Annotated in this window: 20 protein-coding genes and 1 tRNA gene; 12 read left to right on the top strand and 9 right to left on the bottom strand. The window is 62.9% G+C overall.

Annotated features, from left to right (window positions below; translation table 11 throughout):
* Positions 1-269 precede the first annotated feature (269 nt).
* Positions 270-1,244, bottom strand: coding sequence for a serine O-acetyltransferase EpsC (gene epsC / locus GEV39_RS01005; protein WP_392484425.1), 975 nt, complete (start codon positions 1,242-1,244; stop codon positions 270-272).
* A gap of 266 nt (positions 1,245-1,510) precedes the next feature.
* Between epsC and tcyJ the strand changes: the two genes are divergently transcribed.
* The 9 genes from tcyJ to GEV39_RS00960 all read left to right on the top strand — a co-directional run bounded on the left by tcyJ (position 1,511) and on the right by GEV39_RS00960 (position 10,547).
* Positions 1,511-2,305, top strand: coding sequence for a cystine ABC transporter substrate-binding protein (gene tcyJ, locus GEV39_RS01000; protein ID WP_173887237.1), 795 nt, complete (start codon positions 1,511-1,513; stop codon positions 2,303-2,305).
* Positions 2,302-2,970, top strand: coding sequence for a cystine ABC transporter permease (tcyL, locus tag GEV39_RS00995; protein ID WP_009682229.1), 669 nt, complete (start codon positions 2,302-2,304; stop codon positions 2,968-2,970). The genes tcyJ and tcyL overlap by 4 nt, the downstream gene beginning before the upstream one ends.
* A 2-nt stretch (positions 2,971-2,972) precedes the next feature.
* The gene (tcyN, locus tag GEV39_RS00990) at positions 2,973-3,731 is read left to right on the top strand and encodes an L-cystine ABC transporter ATP-binding protein TcyN (protein WP_054914111.1); all 759 of its coding nucleotides are present in this window, start codon (positions 2,973-2,975) and stop codon (positions 3,729-3,731) included.
* A 306-nt stretch (positions 3,732-4,037) separates the two neighbouring features.
* Positions 4,038-5,279 carry an SfnB family sulfur acquisition oxidoreductase gene (locus GEV39_RS00985; RefSeq protein ID WP_173887235.1) on the top strand — a complete coding sequence of 414 codons (1,242 nt, stop codon included), beginning with the start codon at positions 4,038-4,040 and terminating at the stop codon, positions 5,277-5,279.
* 151 nt (positions 5,280-5,430) lie between these two features.
* A complete protein-coding gene (locus GEV39_RS00980; RefSeq protein ID WP_173887233.1) occupies positions 5,431-6,612 on the top strand; it encodes an SfnB family sulfur acquisition oxidoreductase in 1,182 nt (393 codons plus the stop codon).
* Positions 6,612-8,009, top strand: a complete 1,398-nt coding sequence (locus GEV39_RS00975; RefSeq protein ID WP_173887232.1) for an LLM class flavin-dependent oxidoreductase — start codon at positions 6,612-6,614, stop codon at positions 8,007-8,009. Before GEV39_RS00980 ends, GEV39_RS00975 begins: the two co-directional genes overlap by 1 nt.
* Positions 8,002-8,802, top strand: a complete 801-nt coding sequence (locus tag GEV39_RS00970) for a MetQ/NlpA family ABC transporter substrate-binding protein (protein ID WP_173887230.1) — start codon at positions 8,002-8,004, stop codon at positions 8,800-8,802. Before GEV39_RS00975 ends, GEV39_RS00970 begins: the two co-directional genes overlap by 8 nt.
* A 1-nt stretch (position 8,803) precedes the next feature.
* Complete coding sequence (locus GEV39_RS00965) at positions 8,804-9,913, top strand: methionine ABC transporter ATP-binding protein (protein WP_173887228.1); 1,110 nt, start codon at positions 8,804-8,806, stop codon at positions 9,911-9,913.
* Positions 9,903-10,547, top strand: a complete 645-nt coding sequence (locus GEV39_RS00960) for a methionine ABC transporter permease (protein WP_173887226.1) — start codon at positions 9,903-9,905, stop codon at positions 10,545-10,547. The genes GEV39_RS00965 and GEV39_RS00960 overlap by 11 nt, the downstream gene beginning before the upstream one ends.
* A gap of 31 nt (positions 10,548-10,578) precedes the next feature.
* Here GEV39_RS00960 and dibA read toward each other — a convergent pair whose 3' ends face one another.
* A complete protein-coding gene (gene dibA, locus GEV39_RS00955) occupies positions 10,579-12,474 on the bottom strand; it encodes a phosphodiesterase DibA (protein ID WP_173887225.1) in 1,896 nt (631 codons plus the stop codon).
* A gap of 146 nt (positions 12,475-12,620) precedes the next feature.
* Here dibA and desA point away from each other — a divergent pair, with 146 nt between their 5' ends.
* Positions 12,621-13,805 (top strand): delta-9 fatty acid desaturase DesA, encoded by a 1,185-nt coding sequence (gene desA, locus GEV39_RS00950; RefSeq protein ID WP_173887223.1) that lies wholly within the window; start codon positions 12,621-12,623, stop codon positions 13,803-13,805.
* Between the two features lie 99 nt (positions 13,806-13,904).
* Positions 13,905-14,933, top strand: a complete 1,029-nt coding sequence (locus GEV39_RS00945) for a GGDEF domain-containing protein (RefSeq protein WP_173891634.1) — start codon at positions 13,905-13,907, stop codon at positions 14,931-14,933.
* Between the two features lie 21 nt (positions 14,934-14,954).
* On the opposite strand, the gene GEV39_RS00940 is transcribed toward GEV39_RS00945, so the two are convergent.
* The 3 genes from GEV39_RS00940 to gabD all read right to left on the bottom strand — a co-directional run bounded on the left by GEV39_RS00940 (position 14,955) and on the right by gabD (position 19,253).
* Positions 14,955-16,217 carry a response regulator gene (locus GEV39_RS00940; protein WP_173887221.1) on the bottom strand — a complete coding sequence of 421 codons (1,263 nt, stop codon included), beginning with the start codon at positions 16,215-16,217 and terminating at the stop codon, positions 14,955-14,957.
* Between the two features lie 133 nt (positions 16,218-16,350).
* A complete protein-coding gene (gabT, locus tag GEV39_RS00935; protein ID WP_029884784.1) occupies positions 16,351-17,628 on the bottom strand; it encodes a 4-aminobutyrate--2-oxoglutarate transaminase in 1,278 nt (425 codons plus the stop codon).
* Positions 17,629-17,810: 182 nt separating this feature from the next.
* The gene (gene gabD, locus GEV39_RS00930; RefSeq protein WP_009682215.1) at positions 17,811-19,253 is read right to left on the bottom strand and encodes an NADP-dependent succinate-semialdehyde dehydrogenase; all 1,443 of its coding nucleotides are present in this window, start codon (positions 19,251-19,253) and stop codon (positions 17,811-17,813) included.
* A 316-nt stretch (positions 19,254-19,569) separates the two neighbouring features.
* Between gabD and GEV39_RS00925 the strand changes: the two genes are divergently transcribed.
* Positions 19,570-19,646: transfer RNA gene (locus GEV39_RS00925), tRNA-Arg, on the top strand.
* Between the two features lie 1,018 nt (positions 19,647-20,664).
* Here GEV39_RS00925 and GEV39_RS00920 read toward each other — a convergent pair.
* From GEV39_RS00920 to GEV39_RS00905, 4 genes are read right to left on the bottom strand one after another with little or no spacing between them, the layout of a single operon-like run.
* Positions 20,665-20,982, bottom strand: coding sequence for a phage head closure protein (locus GEV39_RS00920; RefSeq protein WP_161892065.1), 318 nt, complete (start codon positions 20,980-20,982; stop codon positions 20,665-20,667).
* Positions 20,982-21,263, bottom strand: coding sequence for a head-tail connector protein (locus GEV39_RS00915; protein ID WP_173887219.1), 282 nt, complete (start codon positions 21,261-21,263; stop codon positions 20,982-20,984). The genes GEV39_RS00920 and GEV39_RS00915 overlap by 1 nt, the downstream gene beginning before the upstream one ends.
* Positions 21,260-22,756 (bottom strand): terminase large subunit, encoded by a 1,497-nt coding sequence (locus GEV39_RS00910; RefSeq protein WP_173887218.1) that lies wholly within the window; start codon positions 22,754-22,756, stop codon positions 21,260-21,262. The genes GEV39_RS00915 and GEV39_RS00910 overlap by 4 nt, the downstream gene beginning before the upstream one ends.
* Positions 22,753-23,208 carry a phage terminase small subunit, hendrixvirinae-type gene (locus GEV39_RS00905; protein ID WP_161892062.1) on the bottom strand — a complete coding sequence of 152 codons (456 nt, stop codon included), beginning with the start codon at positions 23,206-23,208 and terminating at the stop codon, positions 22,753-22,755. The genes GEV39_RS00910 and GEV39_RS00905 overlap by 4 nt, the downstream gene beginning before the upstream one ends.
* Positions 23,209-23,223 lie beyond the last annotated feature (15 nt).

Below are 23,223 nucleotides of genomic sequence, written 5' to 3'. Positions count from 1 at the left end.
AAAGACGTGAGGTTCGGAATGAACGGGTTCAGCAAAGGAATCCTCCTGTTGAACACCGGCAGCGGACCAGCGTTTTTCATTGAACAAGCGTTCAAGTTAAACATGGATCGGTGTTCAATGCGAATTGGGGCGCCGACTGGCGCGCTTCTGGCCCGGCCTTTTCGGGGGGGAATCCGAGCCTGGCGCGCACATCGGTCGCTCGCTGTGCGGTCCTTGTAGGAGCCCGTTTCCCCTTGAAAAGTGCCGGTGCACGCCAGGCAAATTTCAGGTCAATGCTTGTCCTGGCAATCCAGCTGCAAGTTGGCCTGGGTGATATTGCTGTCGGCTGGCACACTGCGGGTCAGCCACACGTTGCCGCCAATGGTCGAGCCTTTACCGATGGTGATGCGCCCCAGCACCGTGGCGCCGGCATAGATCACCACATCGTCTTCGACGATTGGGTGGCGTGGCAGGCCTTTGTGCAAGGTGCCCGACTCGTCGCTTGGGAAACGCTTGGCGCCAAGAGTCACAGCCTGGTAGATACGCACGCGCTCGCCGATGATCGCAGTTTCGCCGATGACCACCCCCGTACCGTGGTCGATGAAAAAACTCGGCCCGATCTGCGCGCCAGGGTGAATGTCGATACCAGTGGCTGAATGCGCCAGTTCCGAACTGATGCGCGCCAGCAGTGGCAGGCCTGCCCGGTACAGATGGTGCGCCAGGCGGTGGTGGATGATCGCCAGGATGCCCGGGTAGCACAGCAGTACCTCATCGACGCTACGGGCCGCCGGGTCGCCGTGGTAGGCAGCCAGCACATCGGTGTCGAGCAACACCCGCAGCGCTGGCAAGGCTGCCGCGAAATCCTGTACCAGGCCCAGCGCGTGAGCATCCACACCGGCCAGTTCGGCCTTGCTTTGCCGGGCGGCGTAACGCAGCTCCAGGCGGGCCTGGGCCAGCAAGGCGGTCAGGGCAGCATCGAGGGTGTGGCCCACGTAGAAATCTTCACTTTCTTCGCGCAGGTCGACCGGGCCCAGGCGCATAGGGAACAGCGCACCACAGAGTTGCTCGAGAATCTGCCGCATCGCCTCGCGCGACGGCAGCTCGCGGCCACCCTGCTCGCCGCTGCTGCGGCCATTGCGGGTGCGCCACTGCTCACGCGCGCCGCGCAGGCCGGTTACGATGCTCTGCAACTGCCAGCGCCCGGATGATGGTTGTTCGCTCACGGTTTTTCTCCTGCCGTATAGGCCATCGGGTTGTTTCGCCATGCCCGCGAAAGGGCCGGGCGTACCTGCGTGCAATCCACTCTACGGCAAATCCGCCGCTTGGAAAAAACTACGCTTTATTCCATCCTTCGCCATGTCGGACACACCCTGCGGTGACGGCGCAGGCAACCTCGCCTACCCTCAAAGCAATCACGCTCTGACACTAAACAAAATGGAAATAACAACATAATTTTTTATTATTTCCAGGCCTAAAAAGCCAACCCTATAGTCGCCACCCTCTCACTACACAACAAGCGCGGGGCTCTGCCATGTCGAAGTTCGCCAAACCGCTACTCAATGCCAGCCTGGCCCTTCTGCTGGGTGCTGGTCTGCTCGGCCAGGCCTTCGCCGGCGAAGAGCTGAAAACCATTCAGGAAAAAGGCGTGATCAACGTCGGCCTCGAAGGCACCTACCCGCCGTTCAGCTTTCAGGATGAAAACGGGAAGCTGACCGGTTTCGAAGTCGAGCTCTCCGAACTGCTGGCCAAAGAGCTGGGGGTCAAGGCCAAGATCCAGCCAACCAAGTGGGACGGTATTCTGGCCGCGCTGGAGTCCAAACGGCTGGACATCGTGGTCAACCAGGTGACCATCTCGGAAGAACGCAAGAAGAAGTATGACTTCTCCGAGCCTTACACCATCTCCGGCATCCAGGCGCTGATCCTCAAGAAGAAGGCCGAGCAGCTGAATATCAACAGTGCGCAGGATCTGGCCGGCAAGAAGGTCGGCGTGGGTCTGGGCACCAACTACGAGCAGTGGGTGAAGCAGGACGTACCGAAAGCGGACGTGCGCACTTATGAAGACGACCCAAGCAAATTCGCCGACCTGCGCAACGGCCGCATCGACGCCATCCTGATCGACCGCCTGGCGGCGCTGGAATACGCGCAAAAAGCCAAGGACACCGAACTGGCCGGCCCTGCCTTCTCGCGCCTGGAAAGCGGCGTGGCCCTACGCAAGGGCGAGCTTGAACTGTTGGCGGCCATCAACAAGGCCATCGACAAGCTCAAGGCTGACGGCACGCTGGCCAAGCTGTCGGAAAAATATTTTGGTGCCGATGTCACTAAATGATCGCCGAAAGCCTGCAACTCGTCGCCGACTCCGCGCCCTTCCTGCTCAAGGGCGCGGGTTACACCGTACTGCTCAGCGTGGGCGGCATGTTCTTCGGCCTGGTGCTGGGCTTTGCCCTGGCGCTGATGCGGCTGTCGAAGGTATTGCCGCTCAACTGGCTGGCCCGGATCTATGTGTCGTTCTTTCGCGGCACGCCGCTGCTGGTGCAACTGTTCGTAATCTATTTCGGCATGCCGCAGATCGGGATCGAACTCGACCCGATTCCGGCCTCGCTGATTGGCCTGTCGCTGAACATGGCGGCTTATATCTGCGAAATCCTGCGCGCGGCGATTTCATCGATTGACCGTGGCCAATGGGAAGCCGCGGCCAGCATCGGCATGACCCGGGTGCAGGCCATGCGCCGGGCGATCTTGCCCCAGGCCCTGCGCACCGCCCTGCCACCGCTGGGCAACAGTTTCATTTCGCTGGTCAAGGACACCGCCCTGGCAGCCACCATCCAGGTACCCGAGCTGTTCCGCCAGGCCCAGCTGATTACTGCGCGCACCTTCGAAGTGTTCACCATGTACGTGGCGGTGGCGGTTATCTACTGGGTGCTGTGCAGCATCCTCGCGCACTTCCAGAACCGTATGGAAGCGCGGGTCAACCAGCATGACCAGGAGCATTGAGCATGATTGAAGTCAAAGGCCTGACCAAGCGGTTCAAGGGCCAGACCGTGCTCAACGGCATTGACCTGACCGTACAGCCCGGCGAGGTGGTGGCCATCATCGGCCCCAGCGGCTCGGGCAAGACCACCTTCCTGCGCTGCCTTAACCTGCTGGAAACGCCCGACGCCGGGCAGATCCAGATCGGCGCCATCAGCATCGATGCCAACCGCCCGCTGGGGGGGCAGCAAAGTGCAATCCGCCGGTTGCGCCAGCAGGCGGGGTTTGTGTTCCAGAATTTCAACCTGTTTCCGCACCGCACAGCCTTGGAAAACGTGATCGAAGGGCCGGTGATCGTCAAGAAGACCCCGCGCGAACAGGCTGTCGAACTGGGCCGCCGCTTGCTGGCCAAGGTTGGCCTGGCGGGCAAGGAAGATGCCTACCCGCGGCGCCTGTCCGGTGGCCAGCAGCAGCGGGTGGCCATTGCCCGCGCCTTGGCCATGGAGCCCGAGGTGATTCTGTTCGACGAGCCGACCTCGGCGCTGGACCCGGAACTGGTGGGTGAAGTGCTGGCGACCATTCGCGGCCTGGCCGAAGAAAGGCGCACCATGGTCATCGTCACGCACGAAATGAGCTTTGCCCGGGACGTGGCTAACCGGGTGATCTTCTTCGACAAAGGCGTGATCGTGGAGCAAGGCGAGGCCAAAGCGCTGTTTGCGGCGCCGAAGGAAGAGCGTACCCGGCAGTTCTTGCGCAAGTTCCTTGGGACTGCTGCTTCCGAGTAGGCCTGCTCTGGGCCCTTCGCGGGCTCGCCCGCTCCCACAGGGTTAACGATGGCCGTGCAGGAGCGGGTTCATCCGCGAAGAGGTCGGCGTAGCCAGCGAAATCTCTTCTTCTATATATATTCCAAAGTGTTAGTTCATTAAATTTTTATAAAGCTTTAGGGTATATCAACCGGACCACCGGACCAGCACACGTTCGCCGCGACCAGCTGTAGCGGCTTTACTTTTCGCGAGGTCAGGAATGGTCAGCATCACAATTTCCCCAGTGCGTAACGCCAGGGCATTGAGTACAGCCAAGGAGCGGTACTGATGTCCAGCCAACCCAACACCCTATTACACAGCGATCTCGACAGCGCTCCCCCGTTGCTGCCAGCCAAGGTGTTGCGCAACGACGCCGAAGCCTTGAAAGCGGCACGCGAACTGGCCGAGGTCGCCCGCGAGCATGCCGCCCGCCGCGACCAGCAACGCAAGCTGCCATGGGCCGAGGTCGAGCTGTTCACCCGCAGCGGGCTGGGTAGCATCAGCGTACCCAGAGCCCACGGTGGCCCCGATGTTTCGTTCGCCACCATCGCTGAAGTGTTCCGCCTGATCAGCGCCGCCGACCCGGCCCTGGGGCAAATCCCGCAGAACCAGTTCGGCATCTTGCAACTGCTGCGCCTGACGGCAAGCGAAGCACAACAGGCATTTGTTTTCCGCAGCGTGCTCGAAGGCTGGCGGATCGGCAATGCCGGGCCCGAGCGCGGCACCAAGGACACCCTCACGCTCACCGCGCGTATCACCCGCAACGGCGACGGTTATCGCATCAGTGGCGAGAAGTTCTATTCCACCGGCGCCCTGTTCGCCCATTGGGTGGCGGTCAAAGCCTTGGACGACGACGGCCGTCAGCGCCTGGCGTTCGTACGTAGAGGCAGCTCGGGGCTGCGCATCGTCGATGACTGGTCCGGGTTTGGCCAGCGCACCACCGCCAGCGGCACGGTACTGCTGGACCAGGTGCCGGTGGAGGCGGCGCTGGTGATCGACAACTGGCGCCAGCGCGATATACCCAATACCCAGGGCGCGGTCTCGCAGTTGATCCAGGCAGCAATCGATGCAGGTATCGCTGAAGCGGCCATCGAAGATGCGATCAAGTTCGTTCGCGAGAAGTCGCGGCCTTGGGTCGACGCCAATGTCGAGCGCGCCAGCGACGATCTTTACGTGATCGCTGACGTCGGTCGCCTGAAGCTTGAACTGCATGCGGCGCAAGCGTTGCTGCGCAAGGCCGCGCAGGTGCTCGACGAGGTCAGCGCCGCGCCCGTCGAAGCCGCGAGTGCTGCGCGCGCGTCCATTGCGGTGGCCGAAGCCAAGGTGCTGACCACTGAAATTGCCCTGCAGGCCAGCGAAAAGCTGTTCGAGCTGGCTGGCAGCCGCGCCACCCTTGCCGAATTCAACCTCGACCGCCACTGGCGCAATGCCCGGGTGCACACGCTGCATGACCCGGTGCGCTGGAAGTACCACGCGGTTGGGGCTTACCACCTTAACGGGACCTTGCCTGCGCGGCATTCCTGGATCTGAATTCAATGGCCTTGGGGGCTGCTTTGCAGCCCATCGCGACACAAGGCCGCTCCTCCCCGTGACGCGGACCGGCATGGAACCGCGTATCCCGGCAGGAGCGGCCTTGTGTCGCGATGGACCGCATACCGCTCCCAAGGCCCGGAGAAACCCCATGACCATCAGAATCATCACCAGCGACACCCAAGCGCTGCATGTCGCCGAAGAAATCGCCCAGCAACTGCGCCGCGACAGCGCCCTGCGCGACCGCGAACGCCGTCTGCCGCACAGCGAACTGGACCTGTTCACCCGCTCCGGCCTGTGGGCCATCAGTGTGCCCAAGGCCTTCGGCGGCGCTGGCGTGTCCAACGTCACCCTGGCCAAGGTCATCGCCCGCATCGCCCGGGCCGACGGCTCGCTGGGGCAGATCCCACAGAATCATTTCTACAGCCTGGAAGTACTGCGGGTAAACGGCAGCCCCGAACAACAGAAGCGGCTGTATGGCGAAGTGCTGGCCGGCCGCCGTTTCGGCAATGCCCTGGCCGAGCTGGGTACCAAGACCGCCAACGAACGCACCACCCGCCTGAGCCGTGACGGGGACGGCTTTCGCATCAACGGCCGCAAGTTCTACGCGACTGGCGCCATCTACGCCCAGCGTATCCCTACGTCGGTGGTCGATGAACAGGGCGTGCAGCACCTGGTGTTCGTGCCAGCCGATAGCCAGGGCGTACAGGTGATCGACGACTGGAGCGGCTTCGGACAACGCACCACCGGCAGCGGCTCGGTCCTGTTGGACAACGTTTTTGTCAGCGCAGCGGACGTGGCGCCTTTCCAGAGCGCCTTCGAGCGCCCCACCCCGGTCGGCCCGCTGGCGCAGCTTCTTCACGCCGCCATCGACACCGGCATCGCCCGCGCCGCCTACGAGGATGCCCTGCACTTCGTGCGCACCCGCAGCCGACCATGGGTCGACGCAGGCCTGGACAAGGCAAGCGCTGACCCACTGACGTTGAAAAGCTTCGGCCACCTGGCAATCCGCCTGCACGCGGCCGAAGCCCTGCTGGAACGCGCTGGCGAATACCTCGACCGCGCCCGCAACGACAGCACCGCCGACACCGTCGCCGCAGCGTCTATCGCCGTGGCCGAAGCGCGTGCCATCAGCACGGAAATCGCGCTTGCCGCCGGCACTGCCCTGTTCGAACTGAGTGGGAGCCAAGCGACGCTGGCCGAGCACAACCTCGACCGCCATTGGCGCAACGCCCGCGTGCACACCTTGCACGACCCGGTCCGCTGGAAATACCACGCCATCGGCAATTACTACCTCAACGACGTCAACCCGCCACGCCGGGGGACCCTCTGATGGCCAAGCAAATCCTGCTCAATGCCTTCAACATGAACTGCGTAGGGCACATCAACCACGGCCTGTGGACCCACCCACGGGACACTTCGACCCAGTACACCAGCCTGGAGTACTGGACCCAGCTCGCACGCCTGCTGGAGCGCGGCCTGTTCGATGGGCTGTTCATCGCTGATATCGTCGGCACCTACGATATCTATGGGCAATCGCTGGACGTCACCCTCAAGGAGGCCATCCAGTTGCCGGTCAATGACCCCTTGCTGCTGGTTTCGGCCATGGCCGCCGTCACTCGCCACCTGGGTTTCGGCCTTACCGCCAACCTGACCTACGAGGCCCCGTACCTGTTCGCCCGGCGCCTATCCACCCTGGACCACCTGAGCCAGGGCCGGGTTGGCTGGAACATCGTCACCGGTTACCTCGACAGTGCCGCCCGGGCCATGGGCCTGGCACAGCAACCCGAACATGACCGCCGCTACGACCAGGCTGACGAGTACCTGCAGGTGCTGTACAAGCTGCTGGAGGGCAGCTGGGCCGACGACGCGGTGGTCGCTGACCGCGAGCAGCGCATTTATGCCCGCCCCGACAAGGTGCGCAAGGTGCAGCACCAGGGCGAGTTCTACAAGGTCGAGGGCTACCACCTGTGCGAACCCTCGCCGCAACGCACCCCGGTACTGTTCCAGGCAGGCAGTTCGCAACGCGGCCTGGGCTTCGCCGGGCAACATGCCGAATGTGTGTTCATCAGCGCTCAGGACAAGACCGCGGCCCGCGCCCAGGTCGAGCAGGTACGCGCGGCTGCCTCGGCTGCCGGGCGCGACCCGCAGGCGGTCAAGGTCTTCATGGGCATCACGGTGATCGTCGCGGCGACCGAGCAACAGGCCCAGGCCAAGCATGCCGAGTATCTGCAGCACGCCAGCGCCGAGGCCGGAGTCGCACATTTTGCGGCCTCGACCGGCATTGACTTCGCGGCCTATGCACTGGACGAGCCGATCCCCTTCAGCCAGGGCAACGCCATTCAGTCAGCCACGCGCCAGTTGCAGGGCAACGCCTGGACCCGCCGGCGCCTGTTGCAACAGCACGCGCTGGGCGGGCGCTACGTGAAGGTGGTCGGCGACCCCGAGCAGGTCGCCGAACAGTTGATCGCCTGGCTCGACGAGACCGGCCTGGACGGCTTCAACCTGACCCGCACCGTCACCCCGGAGAGCTTTGAGGACTTCATCGACCTGGTCGTTCCTCGACTGCAACAACGCGGCCGCTACAAGACCGCGTACGCCGAGGGCACCCTGCGCCAGAAACTGTTCCAGGCCGACCACCCGCACTTGCCCGCCGACCACCCTGGTTCGGCTTACCGCTTTACCCGCACTCCTACCCCTGCACCGACTGGAGCCCTGCACCATGCTTGAAAAACTGTTCCGGCCCGTCGTGGCCATCGCCCTGTCCCTCGGCCTGTGCGCCGCTGCCCAGGCCGCCGAACCCCTGAAGATCGGCACTACCTCGGCCTTTGCGATCCCGCTGGAAGCCGCCGTGGAAGAAGCCCACAAGCAAGGCCTGGAGGTGAAGCTGATCGAGTTCAGCGACTGGATCGCGCCCAATGTCAGCCTCAACAGCGGCGACATCGACGTAAACTACTTCCAGCACATCCCGTTCCTGGAGAATGCCAAGGCGGCTGCGGGCTTCGACCTGGTGCCCTATGCACCGGGGATCATCAACAACGTGGGGTTGTACGCGAAAAAGTACAAAAGCTTCGCCGACCTGCCTGAGGGGGCGAGCGTGGCCATCGCCAACGACCCGATCAACAGTGGCCGCGGCCTGCAACTGCTGGCCAAGGCCGGGTTGATCACGCTCAAGCCTGGGGTTGGCTACAAAGCCACCGAGGACGACATTGTCGCCAACCCGAAAAAGCTGAAGATCCTGCAGGTCGAAGCCGTGCAGTTGGTGCGTGCCTATGACGACGCCGACCTGGTGCAGGGGTACCCGGCATACATTCGCCTGGCCAACAGCTTCGATGCCAGTTCAGCGCTACTGTTCGACGGCCTGGAAAACAAGGAGTACGTGATTCAATTCGTGATTCGCCCGCAGAGCAAAAACGACCCACGCCTGGCACAGTTCGTCGACATCTACCAACATTCGCCTGCCGTACGCGCAGCGTTGGACAAGGCTCACGGCAAGCTGTACCAGGCCGGTTGGGAAGGCTGACATGAGCCAGGCCAGCGCATTCAAGGCGCCCACCCCCCAACCACTAGCGTCAACGGCCAGGGAGCACGCCCTGCACCCGGAAATCAATCAAGCCCATGTACGCTTCATCGGCATGGGCAAGACCTACCCTGGGCAGGCGCAACCCGCCTTGCACGGCATTGACCTGAACATTCGCCAGGGCGAAGTGTTCGGCATCATCGGCCGCAGCGGCGCCGGCAAATCTTCGTTGCTACGCACCATCAACCGCCTGGAACGCCCTAGTCACGGCCGGGTACTGATCGACCAGGTCGACATCGCGGCGTTCGATGACGACCAGCTGGTGGCGCTGCGCCGGCGTATCGGCATGATATTCCAGCATTTCAACCTGCTGTCGGCGAAGACGGTGTGGCAGAACGTCGAGCTGCCCTTGAAGGTGGCGGGCGTGGCCAAGGGCGAGCGCCAGCGCAAGGTCCGGGAGCTGCTGGCGCTGGTCGGCCTGCAGGAGAAACACCACGTGTACCCAGCGCAGTTGTCAGGCGGGCAGAAACAGCGCGTGGGCATTGCCCGGGCACTGGTGCATGACCCCGAGATCCTGCTGTGCGACGAAGCCACCTCCGCGCTGGACCCGGAGACCACGGCCTCGATCCTGGAACTGCTGCGCGATATCAACCGGCGCCTGGGCCTGACCATCGTGCTGATTACCCACGAGATGGCGGTCATCCGTGATATCTGCCACCGGGTGGTGGTGCTGGACCGCGGCGAGGTGGTCGAGCAGGGCGAAGTCTGGCGTGTCTTCGGCGCCCCTCACCACGAGGTCACCCGAACCCTGCTTGCGCCGCTGCAGGCGCGGCTGCCTGCGGCGCTGCAAGCCAGCCTGCAGCCCCACCCCACAAGCCGTGACTGCGCCGTGGTATTGCAACTGAGTATGCTTGGCGAGCCTGAACTGTCTGCCCTGTTCCACGACCTGGGCGGTCGCGTGCGCCTGCTGCAGGGCGGCGTGGCGACCATTGGCGAGCACGCCTTGGGCCAGTTGATCCTGTCGGTGCAGCATGCACCGCACGATACCCAACAATTGCTGCAACGCGCCCGCCGTTGGGCGGACAACGTGGAGGTGCTGGGCCATGTGGTTTGATCGGCTGCTGGAAGGCTTGCTCGATACCCTGCTGATGGTTGGCGTGTCGTCGCTTATCGCCCTGCTGCTGGGGGTACCCCTAGCGCTGCTGCTGGTCACCAGCGGCAAGGGCGGCATATTCGAGGCAGCTTTGCTGAACCGGGTACTGGGCGCCTTCGTCAACCTGTTCCGCTCGATCCCGTTCCTGATCCTGATGGTCGCGCTGATCCCGTTCACCCGGCTGGTGGTGGGTACGACCTATGGTGTGTGGGCTGCGGTTGTCCCGCTGACCATCGCCGCCACGCCGTTCTTTGCCCGGATCGCCGAGGTCAGCCTGCGCGAAGTCGACCATGGCTTGGTGGAAGCCGCGCAGGCCATGGGTTGCCGGCGCTGGCACATTGTCTGGCATGTGTTGTTGCCCGAAGCGTTGCCAGGCATTGTCGGCGGTTTCACCATCACCTTGGTGACCCTGATCAACTCCTCGGCCATGGCCGGGGCGATCGGTGCCGGAGGGCTAGGCGACATCGCCTACCGGTATGGCTACCAGCGCTTCGACAGCCAGATCATGCTGACCGTGATCGCCACGCTTGTGGCGCTGGTGGCGTTGATCCAGCTGGGTGGCGACCGATTGGCGAAAAGCTTGAACAAGCGTTGAGTTCTTCGCGGCTCAACCCGCGAAGAGGCCCTTAACCCCAGCGCAAATCCGCAGCCGGCACCGGCCGCCCGAACCAGTACCCCTGCCCCAGCTGGCACTGCTCCTGCAGCAGGAAGGCGGCCTGCTCTGCCTGCTCGATACCCTCGGCATGCACCTGCATGCCCATGCTGCGGGCCAGGGCGATAATCACCCGCACGATCGCGATGTCATCCTCATCCAGCGGCAAGCCAGCAACGAAGCCCTGGTCGATTTTCAGCTTCTGAACGGGCAAACGCTTGAGCCGCAGCAGCGAAGAGTAGCCGGTGCCGAAGTCATCAATGGCCAGGGTCACGCCAAGCTCACGCAAGCGGTGAAGTTGCTCCAGCGCCACCTCCGGGTCTTCCATCACAGCGCTTTCGGTCACTTCCAGCTCCAGCAAGGCGGGGGCCAGGCCGGTGTCGTGCAGGACGTCGGCCACTTGCCGGTACAACTCATGCTGGCCAAACAGCCGGCTGGAGATGTTCACCGCCACGAACGCCAATTGCCGGCCTTGCGCCTGCCACTGCACCATTTGCCGGCAGGCCTGGCGCAGCACCCAGGCATCGATTTCGGCAATCAGGCCGGTACGCTCGGCGATCGGGATGAACTCGCCCGGCGGCACCAGGCCGCGCTGCGGATGCTGCCAGCGCACCAACGCCTCGACCCCGACCAGGCTGCCGGTCGCCAGGTCGTGGACTGGCTGGAAAAACACCCGCAGTTCGTCGTGCTCCAGTGCGCGGCGCAACTCGCCCGCTGTTTCAACCCGGTGCTGGGCGTGGGCCGTCAGTTCTTCGGTGTACAGCGCATAGCAGGCTCGCCCATTGCCCTTGGCCTTGTACAACGCCGAATCGGCGTTGCGCAGCAACTGTTCGGCACACAAGGCATCGCTGGGGAACAGGCTGATACCGGCACTGACACTGATGAACAACCGATGGCCATCGAACAGGAACGGCTCGCGCATGCGCTCGATGATGCCCTGCGCCAGTTTGCCTGCCTGGCCGACTTGCTGGCAGCCTTCGGCCAGCACGCCGAACTCGTCACCGCCCAGCCGGGCCAAGGTCACACCATTGCCCAGTATCTTGCCCAGGCGCTCCCCCACCAGCCTCAGCAACTGGTCACCGATGGTGTGGCCAAGGCCATCGTTGATGCTCTGGAAGTGGTCCAGGTCCAGCAGCAGCAGGGCGCACCCACGCTTGTTGGCCTGCGCCGCGGCCAGGGCCTGCTCGACGCGGTCGTTGAACAGCAAGCGGTTGGGCAGGCCGGTCAGCGGGTCGTGGTGGGCCAGGTAGGCCAGTTCCTGCTCCGAATGCTTGATCGCGCTGATGTCACTGAACACGGCCACGTAATGGCTCAGCTCACCCTCGTCATCGTGAATAGCGCAGATGGTCTGCCACTGCGGGTAGATTTCGCCGCTTTTGCGCCGGTTCCAGATTTCGCCGCTCCACTCGCCCTTTTCAGCCAGGGTGGCGTAAACCTGCTGGTAGAAGGCCTGGCCATGGCGGCCCGACTTGAATTTGCTCGGGCGCTGGCCGATGACCTCGTGCTGCTGGTAACCGGTAATGCGCATGAAGGCGCGGTTGACGTGCACGATCAAGCCCTGGCGGTCCGTCACCAGTACCCCTTCGAGGGTACTGTCGAAGACGGCGGCGGCCATGCGCAGACGTTCTCGGTCTTCGCAGCGCAACCGCGCGCCATGGCCGATGAAATTGAGCAGGCGCACCCGCGACACATAAATCAGCAAGGCACTGCACAGCACCCAGACCACCACGTTGATCTGCCGCCCCACGGTCGATGCCAGGGGGTCGTCGGTCATGCTCTGCAGCATTACCTCGGCCAGCACCAGCCAGAGGATCGAGAGCACCACATAAAGCGCGGCCATGCGCAAGGCGTCGCGAACGGAAACAGACATGTCGGGTGGGGTAGCCCATTGAAAAGAAAGGGGCATTATAAAGGCTGAAACATGTCGTGACCTCCTGTCTGAACAGTTGACTGGTTTTATTTCCCCACCAAGGGATAATCGACCCTTCCCCCCGCATTTCGAGGGCATTTACATCTATGTGGTACAACGGCCTGCTCGACTTGTCGGCCTGGCAACTGGTCGGCATCACCCTGTTGATGACCCACGTGACCATTGTCAGCGTCACGGTCTACCTGCACCGCTATTCCGCGCACCGGGCCCTTGAGCTCAACGGCGCGCTCAAGCATTTCTTCCGCTTCTGGCTGTGGCTGACCACGGCGCAGAACACCCGCGAGTGGACGGCGGTCCACCGTAAGCACCACGCCAAGTGCGAAACACCCGACGACCCGCACAGCCCCGTGCACAAAGGCCTGAGTACGGTGTTGCGCAAAGGCGCCGAGCTGTATCGTGAAGAGGCCCGCAACCCCGACACCCTGCGCATCTACGGCAAGAACTGCCCTGATGACTGGATCGAGCGTAACCTTTACTCGCGCTACAAACTGGGCGGCATCGCGCTGATGGCTGTGATCGACCTGCTGCTGTTCGGCACCCTCGGTATCACCGTCTGGGCGGTCCAGATGATGTGGATCCCGTTCTGGGCTGCCGGTGTCGTCAACGGCCTGGGCCACGCGTTCGGCTACCGCAACTTCGAATGCCGTGACGCAGCTACCAACCTCGTGCCGTGGGGCATCGTGATCGGCGGTGAAGAGCTGCACAACAATCACCACACCTACCCCAATTCGGCCAAGCTGTCGGTCAAGCGCTGGGAGTTCGACATGGGCTGGGCGTGGATCCGTCTGTTCTGCCTGCTGCGCCTGGCCAAGGTGCAGCGTGTGGCGCCGATTGCCCACAGGGTGGAAGGCAAAGGTAGCCTGGACATGGACACCGCCATGGCGATCCTCAACAACCGCTTCCAGATCATGGCCCAGTACCGCAAGCTGGTGATCGGCCCACTGGTAAAGCTGGAACTGGCGCGTGTCGACGCCTCGGTGCGCCACCACTTCCGCCGTGCCAAGCGCCTGCTATCCCGTGAAACCAGCCTGCTCGAAGACCGCCATCATGTGCGCATCGAATCGATGCTTGCGCACAGCCAGGCCCTGAAAACCATCTACGAAAAGCGCCTGGCACTGCAGCAGATCTGGGCGCGCACCAGCGCCAACGGCCATGACATGCTGGCCGCCATCAAGGACTGGGTACACGAAGCCGAAACCAGTGGTATTCAAGCCCTGCGCGACTTCGCGGCACAGCTGAAAACCTATTCCCTGCGCCCGATCGGCGCCTGATCGCCGTTGATCGGCACGCCCCGGCATGGGGCGTGCCAGCTGGAACTTCCCTACCTCGCCCCCACTCAAACCCCGCACATCGCCCGCGTGGCGGGCAGGATGCTGGCCGCACGCTTTCACGTCGAGACTCGCTACGTGCACATGGCCAAGAATATTCCAATGACATCGCCGGGCCCGGTACCACCGGGAGCCGCCCGCACTTTACTGGCGCTCCTTCATGCGCAAGGTGAGGTCGCCCGCCTGAGCGAACGCGAACAGCTGTTCAGCTCGTTGCTCGAAAGTGTCAACGCGGTGCTCTGGGCCTTCGATTGGGAAACACGCGAAGTGCTGTACGTAAACCCCGCCTACGAGCGCATCTTCGGCCGCCCGGCCAGCCTGGTACTGGCCGACTTCAACGAGTGGCGCGACAGCATCTACCCCGACGACCTGGAATACGCCGAGCGCAGCCTGGCCCAGGTGCTGCTCAAAGGCGCGGTCGAAGACCGCGAGTACCGTATCATCAATGCCGACGGGCAAGTGCGCTGGTTGAGCGACAAGTGCTACATCAACCAGCAGCATGACGGCGACCGCGTGATCATTGTCGGTATTGCCGAAGACATCACCGAGAAAAAGCAGCTGGAAGGCGAGTTACAGCGCCTGGCCACCACCGACGTGCTGACCCAAAGCAGCAACCGCCGGCACTTCTTCGAATGCGCCCAGGCGGCATTTGACAGCGCCCGGGAAAACGGCACGCCATTGGCCTTCCTGCTACTGGACATCGACGACTTCAAACAGATCAACGACAGCTATGGCCACCAGGAAGGCGACCAGGTGCTGCAGCACATCGCTGACAGCGGCAAGGCCGTGCTGCGCCGTGGCGACCTGTTTGGGCGTATTGGCGGCGAAGAGTTCGCGGCGGTGTTCCCAGGGTGCAGTGCCGAGCTGGCCGGGCAGATTGCCGAGCGGCTGCAGCGGCAGATTCAGCGTTTGAGCTTCAGCCATGGGGCGCAGACTTACGGGGTAACGGTGAGCCAGGGGCTTACCGGGTTGACCGATGAAGATGTGGCCCTGGAGAGCCTGTATGCCCGCGCCGATGCGGCGATGTACCAGGCCAAGCGGCAGGGCAAGAACCAGATCGTGCGCGGTTGATCCCCCTGAAGCCTGCCCGGCTCAAGGCACATTGTCGGCTTGTATCGGGCCTTCAGCCGCGGGCTGCGAACTGGGTTCGGGGTGCTCCACCTTGCGCAACCGGCTCAGCTCCGGCAAGCCCATCTTCAGCAAACGCGCTGTCTTGCCACTGGCAATCTTCGCCAGCCCCTGCTCAGCCGGTAGCCGTGCCAACTGCCCGGCCAGGTTCATGGCCAGAATTTCGCGCGAATACACCCCGCCACCAAGTTGGTAGATCGCCGCGATCAGCTCGCGTAAAGCCAACGGCAAGCGCCAACGGGTGCGCAGGGCCGAGCCAAATGCGGCACCGAACTCGTTGAGCGACAACTGGACCTTGTCCTCGTCCAGCTCGCCACCTGCCAGTCGCCATTCCTGCAGGCAGCGCAGCACCGCCAGGTCGCCCAGGCAATGCAGCAACCCTGCGCAATAGCAAAGCCCTTCGTCCAGCGCCAGCAGGCGCGCCAGCGTACGGCCATATTCAGCGGTGTGCAGGGACAACGCCCAGTAATGCGCCGCATGCTGCGCCAGCAAGGGCTCGCTGAGGCGGGCGCTGCGCTTGAGGGTCATGCCCAGAATCAGGTTCATGCTTTGTGTGCTGCCCAGCTTGTTCAAGGCTTGCAGCAGGGTTTGCACCGGTGCTTCACGGTGCAGCGCCGCGCTGTTGGCGGCCGCTATCAGCACCGCCGTCACCTGCGGGTCACGGCAGACCTCTTCCTCCAGCACCTTCAGGTTAAGGCCCTCAGGGTTCAGTGCTCGCTTGATCGCCACCTGCAAATCGGCCAGCAGCGGCCCGCCATCGGCAGTAGCCCGGCGCTGTTCGAGGTAAGCGCGCAGGCTGGCACCGGCCTGCAAGGGCGGCACCGGGCAGGCAACTTCTTCGCCCACGCCCAGCAGCAATTGTTCCAGGCGCTTGCGCAGGTTACCCAGGTTCAGGGGCTTGCTCAGGTACGCCGTGGGGTGCAGCGGCAGGGCTTCACGCACACTCGCACTGTCGCTGCGGTTGCTCATGAGGATGAACGGCAACCCCGACCCTTTGGCGCGTACCTTGCGCAGCAGGTCGAGGCCGTCGATGCCAGCCAGCTCACGTGCTGCAATGATCAGGTCCGGCTTGGCGGCCAGGGCGCTGAGCGCTTGCGAGCCGTCGGCGCAGACCTGAAGGCGGGCATCGCAGCGAACGCTCAGCAGCATCTCACTGAGCATGTCGCGTACCCATGGGTCGCCTTCGACGATCAGTACGCTCGGTGGGGTGGGCTCTGCAGCGTTCATCCAACTACTCCTGTAAAACCTTGCCTCAGCCTTTTACAACGTGCTGGGCGCATCATCCAACAACCATAGCTGCCGACGCATCACCGGGCATAAAAAAACCCGCCGAGGCGGGTTTTTTCTGAAGCGCATCACATCAGGCAAGTTCAGCGAAGCACTCTTCGATGATGGCCAGGCCTTTGTCCAGCAGCGCGTCTTCAGCGGTCAGCGGAACCAGGATCCGCAGAACGTTGCCGTAGGTGCCGCAAGACAGCAGGATCAGGCCTTTTTCGCGGGCTTTGGCCACAACCTGGCCAACAGCCGCAGCGTCAGGGGTGTGGGTGCCTTTCTGGAAGACTTCGACGGCAATCATCGAACCCAGACCACGAACGTCGCCGATGATCGGGTGCTTCTTCTGGATTTCACGCAGGCCGGTGGTCAGGCGCTCACCCACTGCCTTGCTGCGGTCCAGCAGTTTCTCTTCTTCGAACACTTCGATCACGGCCAGGGCTGCGGCGCAAGCGATCGGCGAGCCGGCGTAGGTGCCGCCCAGGCCGCCCGGAGCGATAGCGTCCATGTACTCGGCCTTGCCGCATACACCGGCCAGCGGGAAGCCGCCGGCGATGGACTTGGCAAAGGTGGTCAGGTCAGGCGCAACGCCCATCTGCTCCATGGCGAAGAAGGTGCCGGTGCGGCCAGCGCCGGTCTGAACTTCGTCGGCGATCAGCAGGATACCGTGCTGGTCGCACAGGGCGCGCAGGCGCTTCATCAGCTCTTTAGGCGCTGGCAGGAAGCCGCCTTCGCCTTGTACAGGCTCCAGGATGATTGCAGCGATGTCGCGTGGCTCGGCGTCGTTCTTGAAGATGCGCTCGACCGAGGCGATGGCGTCGTCAACGCTCACACCGTGCAGCTCGCTCGGGAACAGGGCGCGGAAGATGCCGCCTGGCATCAGGCCCATGCCTGCGGAGTACGGCACGACCTTGCCGGTCAGGCCCAGGGTCATCATGGTGCGGCCGTGGTAGCCGCCGGTGAAGGCGATAACGCCGGCACGGCCAGTGGCGGCACGGGCGATCTTCACGGCGTTTTCAACGGCTTCGGAGCCGGTGGTGACCAGCAGGGTCTTCTTGTCGAAGTCGCCTGGGACCAGCTTGTTGATCTTTTCGCACAGCTCGACGTAAGGCTCGTAGGCCAGCACCTGGAAGCAGGTGTGGCTGACCTTGGTCAGCTGCTCTTGCACGGCTGCAACCACTTTCGGGTGCAGGTGGCCGGTGTTCAGCACTGCGATGCCGCCGGCGAAGTCGATCAGTTCGCGGCCTTCAACGTCGATCACGGTCGAGTTCTTCGCGCTGTCGACGAAGATCGGGTGAATCTGGCCAACGCCACGCGGGACGGCAGCTACACGACGTTGCATCAAGGATTCGTTGGTCTTGCTCATAATGCCCTCATTGCGCCGACAGTAATGGCGCTTTTATTCGGGGGTGGCTGGGAGTGCTCGCGAACAGTATTCGTTGATCGACTGCCACAAGCGCCCTGGCCACCAGGTACTGCAATGTAAAAAAGGCCAGCGAGACGTCGCTCTCGCGCCCCGCTGGCAGAGGTAAAGCCGTTACCGTGCGATCAAACGCTGATGCACAGGTATTTGATTTCGAGGTAGTCCTCGATACCGTACTTGGAACCTTCGCGGCCCAGGCCAGAAGCCTTGATGCCACCGAATGGCGCCACTTCGTTGGAAATCAGGCCGGTGTTAATACCCACCATGCCGTACTCCAGGGCTTCGGCAACTCGGAACACACGGCTCATGTCGCGGGCGTAGAAGTACGAAGCCAAGCCGAATTCGGTGTCGTTGGACATGGCGATGACTTCGGCTTCGTCCTGGAAGCGGAACAGCGGCGCCAGTGGGCCGAAGGTCTCTTCCTTGGCGACAGCAGCAGTTTTCGGTACATCAACCAGGATGGTCGGCTCGAAGAAGTTGCCTTCGATCAGCTTGCCGCCGGACAGTACCTTGGCGCCTTTGGAAACGGCGTCTTCGATGTGCTCCTGAACCTTGGCGACAGCCTTGCCGTCGATCAGCGGGCCAGTGGTGGTGCCATCTTCCAGACCGTTACCGATCTTCAGCTTGGCCACCGCAGCCGCCAGCTTCTCGGCGAACGCGTCGTAGACGCCGTCCTGCACGTAGATACGGTTGGCGCAGACACAGGTCTGGCCGTTGTTACGGTACTTGGAGATGATCGCGCCCTCGACCGCCTTGTCCAGGTCGGCGTCGTCGAACACGATGAACGGGGCGTTGCCACCCAGCTCCAGGGAAACCTTCTTGATGTCCTTGGCGCATTCTTCCATCAGCTGGCGACCGATTTCGGTCGAGCCGGTGAAGGACAGCTTGCGTACCAGGGAGTTGCCGGTCAGTTCGCCGCCAACTTCACCAGCGCTGCCGGTAACCACGCTCAGCACGCCAGCCGGGATACCGGCACGGTGGGCCAGTTCGACCAGGGCCAGGGCGGAGTAAGGGGTTTGCGAAGCAGGCTTGAGCACCATGGTGCAGCCAGCGGCCAGGGCCGGGCCGGCTTTACGGGTGATCATGGCAGCCGGGAAGTTCCACGGGGTGATGGCCGCGGTTACGCCGATTGGCTGTTTGATGACGATCAGACGCTTGTCTGGCTGGTGGCCAGGAATAGTGTCGCCATAAACACGCTTGGCTTCTTCGGCGAACCACTCGATGAACGAGGCGGCATAGGCGATCTCGCCCTTGGCTTCCGCCAGCGGCTTGCCTTGTTCGGTGGTCATCAGGCGAGCCAGGTCGTCCTGGTTCTCGATCATCAGTTCGAACCAGCGACGCAGCTTGGTCGAGCGCTCTTTGGCGGTCAGGGCACGCCAGGCCGGCAGGGCCTTGTCGGCAGCTTCGATGGCGCGGCGGGTTTCCGCGGTGCCCATCTTAGGCACGGTACCGATGACTTCACCGGTGGCCGGGTTGGTCACCTTGATGGTCTGGCCATTGTCCGCATCCAGCCACTCACCGTTGATGTAGGCTTGCTGGCGGAACAACTGAGCGTCTTTGAGCTGCATGTCGGCTTCCCGAATTGTTGATTGTTGAAAAGCGCCCAAGGCAGGGCATCGAGCGTTTGAAATCTCAAACGAATGCTAAGCGGCTGCTGGGGTGTTGGACAATAGGCTGTTCGAAAAAAAGAACGAATGGTTGAACAGCCGGGCGGAAAATTCATCATTTACGTACTGGCAACCGGCCCTTTCGCGGGCACGCCCGCTCCCACAAGGTCCCCACTTATATCAGCAGCGAACCGGCCGGCACAGGCCACCGGGAAAAAAGGCTACAGATCAAGGCGATGGACGCGACCGGCGCAGATGGGTATCATGCGTGCGCGTTGCACTCGTAGCTCAGCTGGATAGAGTACTGCCCTCCGAAGGCAGGGGTCGTGGGTTCGAATCCCGCCGAGTGCGCCATATAATTCAAGGCCTCCACTGAAATCAGCCGTCACGCGCTACAAGCCGTGGGTGCATGGTGGGTGCAAACGAAGCCCCGCACAGAGACGATCTGGCGGGGCTTTTTCGTGGGCGCCACAAAATGGCGGTGTCGGGTTTCGTGGCGCGGCCTGGGTCAAACCGGCGATTCGCCGGTTTTGTCGGAATACCCGGTATTACGGGAATTTCCCGTATTCAGACCAGCGCAATTTTGCGCCCGTTGACTACGTACGCTTTCCGTACGAATTGGGGTTGGCACGGAAAGCGTCCCGAGCTACTACGAAACTTTCGTAGTGGAACCCAGGTGGAACCTAGTCGGTTCTGAGTTCTGGATTTCAAATCCAAAAGTGTCTCAGAGACAGGTTTGTATCGACGAAATTCGTCGGAACAAGCAGCCGGACGCCAGGCGTACGCTTGGCCAAAAGAACGTTTGGCGTTGATTTGCCGGACAACTCCCGGACAAGAACGCCGGACAAGGAATCGGCTCCAGCCCAGGCGTCATACGGCTTGCAGCGATATCTAACTACGTGTGTCGCGAACCCATACACAGAGCCAGAATCGAGAGCCGATTGGTGTTCATGAAGGCACAATATTAGGGCACAAGGTTTTCGCTCCAGGCCACGCCCCATGCGGCCTGTAGCGTATTCAAACTACGTGCGTTTCAAACCCCATGTGGATTTGAAGTCTGGATGGCTTAGAACCGAGCCATGGCCCAAAACTGGACCATCCAGAGATGCCCTAAGTTTTCGGGACATCTCATTCAGGTGAATGACATGCGGGATTTTCCCGGATGTACTGGCCTGTTCGATCAACGGGGTGGGCTTCCTACAATGCAGGGAGTTGGCGATCAATTCTGGCAGCCTGCCAGAATTGTCTCCCCCCGCTGGGGGATCGCATTGGATGTGACCCCTTCAACCCCCAGCGGGGGTCGGACGCCTCAATTTTGAGGAGGCGGGGTAGCGGATCGCTAGGGCATGGGGATCGGGAAACGCTACCCCCTTCAATCCCGCCCAGTCTTGCACATGAGTTCGATCCGCCGGCGGCGAGCGTCTGGCAGCACGGCGGTGATTTCGTACACCTTCTCCCCTTCGCGTATGCGCCAGCTCGATACCATGTCGTCGCGGTACCGGATGCGGATGCGGAACACGGTCTGCGACTGGGGCGCCTGGGCGGCGATGAACTCGCTGCCGCTGATGCTCTCGATATCGGCCCACTCCCGGCTTACTGGCTCCCAGGTGCGAATGAAACCGCCACCGGGTGTTCTGGTGTCCACCGGGCGCTCAATCGTCACTGGGTAGCGCAGCTTACCGGCCAGCATCACAGCACCGCCATCGAGCGATACGGAGCCAGCAGCATGGAATAGGCAGTGCCCTCGGTCAGCGTGCGGTCGCCCTGGCGCTCCCGATTCTCGTACAGGTCGCCCACCAGCAGCAGGACGGCAGCCTTGATCGGGGCGGGCATCTGATCGGGTAAGCCGTCTCCCAGAAAGTTGCTGACGTGAGTTTCGGCGGCAGCGATCAAGCCTAGGATGTGGCCGTCTTCCTCGTCGTGATCGACGCGCATGTGCAGTTTGGCTTCTTCAAGGGTCACGGTGGTCATACGAAAAATACCTCGGTATCAAGATCGGCAGGGGCCTCGGCCACCTGGGCGGCGCCGAACGCCATAGCCAGGGCCTGCAGGCCGTCGATGCGGCCGGTGCGACGGCTCTTGTCCAGCTTGCGGTTGCCGCTGGGGTCTTTCACCGCCACGGCGTTGGCAGCGCACAGGGTCAGTACGGGGTGGCCACCGTGGGCGACACGGCCATTCAGCAGCTCGGCCTCCAGGGTGTCGAGGGCTGGCGCCATATCGCGGAAACCTTGCCCGTGGGGCACCAGCGGCAGTTCCAGGCCCAGGCGCTCCAGTTCCTTCTTGAGGACGTCGATGCGCCAGCGGTCATAGGCGATTGCCGCCACCTCGCAGTCGCTCAGAATCTCGGCCATGTCCAGGGCCACCGCTTCCAGATCAACCGTGGCCCCAGGCGTAGTGCGGATGTAACCCTGGCGCACCCACATGTCATACGGGGCGCGGTCCTTCTGCGCTCGGTCGAACAGGCCCTGCTCGGGCGTCCAGAAGTACGGACGGACCTGCCACACGCCATCCACCTTGCCGATCAGCACCAGCGCCGTCAGGTCGGTTCGGGCCGACAGATCGAGGCCCGCATAGACCAGGCCCTCGAACGGGTCAGGCGCGGTGTCGCAGGCCATCCACACGTCAGGGCTGATGAATGGGCTGTCGAGGCTGACCCGCTGGTTAAGCAGCAGGTTGCGGGCGGTGTTGCTCATGCTCGGCATGCGCTCGGCTTGCTGCATCTGCTCTCGCAGGTCTGTCTCCGACCGAAAGATGCCCAGGGCCGGGTTGGCCGCTCGCCAGCCGTCTTCGTCCATCAGTTCGCATCCCGCTGGCGCCGCGTACAGGCGGCACACGATCTTGGGGTCATTGCTGCGCAGGGCGTCGTCAATCCACTGGCTCAGCAGATCGGCGTCGTTGGCTGCCTGGGTACTGATGGCGATCAGCAGCGGTGCCGAGTGAGCGCCCTGGCTGGTGGTGATAGCGTCCACGAAGTCGGACTGCGGGCCGCGAATCTGGCCAATCTCGTCCAGGATAGCCAGCACCGGGGAAAGGCCATGCGCGGTTTTGCCATCGGCGGCCAAGGCGCGGAACTCGGTGTTCAGGTTCAGCCCCAGCAGCCGCTTGCCGCTGGGCACGATGCGGACGATCTTCGACAGGGCGGGCGATAGCTGAACCATCTTGGCGGCCAGGTTGAACACCAGGGCGGCTTGGTCGCGGCTCATGGCACCCGACACAAGCTGGCTGTTTTGCTTCGCCTCGGGGCCGACCAGGTGCGCCAGCAGCAGGCCCGCGATCAGGCCCGACTTGCCGTTCTTCCTGGCCACACTGAGGATGGCCCGGCGAGTGCCCACCGGGTTGTCGTACACGTCGCGGATGAACTGGCGCTGGAACTCAGCCAGGCATAGCGGCTTGCCCACGTCTGCGCCTTCGGGCGTCACGCAATAGCGCTCGATGAACGCGACGATCTTTTCGGCGCGGGTCATTGCAGCGTGCTCAGGGTCGGGATCAGGTCGTCATCCACATGCTGCCGAGCCTCACGCTCGAGCGCAGCGGATTTGCGGCCATCCTCAGACCGCCCCACGGTGGCAGCCGCGTGGATGTGCAGGAGCCTGGACAGGGTGATTGCGCGACGGCTCATGGTGTCTAGAATTGCGCAAGCGGGGTTGGCCTTTCCGTCAACGACAAAGCCGTCCACGTCGATACTCTGCTGTAGCGCTTCGATATCCGCATTGGTTCGCGCAAGGTTTCCCGCCAGTACCAGATCGTTATCGGTCCAGGTGTCCCGTGGTCGCGTCTGTATCACAGCGTTCCAGAACGGCCAATCCTGCGCACGAAGTCGGACATGGGGAGGCGGTGCGATAGGGCCAAGCGCGACAGCCTGGGCCGCTGCTATGGCGGCCTTGGCGCTATCGGATCGGGGGCGGCGGGTTTTCATGGTCGTTTTTTGCGG

Origin of the sequence: Pseudomonas sp. NY5710 (assembly GCF_013305665.1) — a bacterium.
In the GTDB taxonomy this organism is placed as follows: domain Bacteria; phylum Pseudomonadota; class Gammaproteobacteria; order Pseudomonadales; family Pseudomonadaceae; genus Aquipseudomonas; species Aquipseudomonas juntendi.
This window is presented reverse-complemented; position numbering and strand designations above follow the sequence as displayed.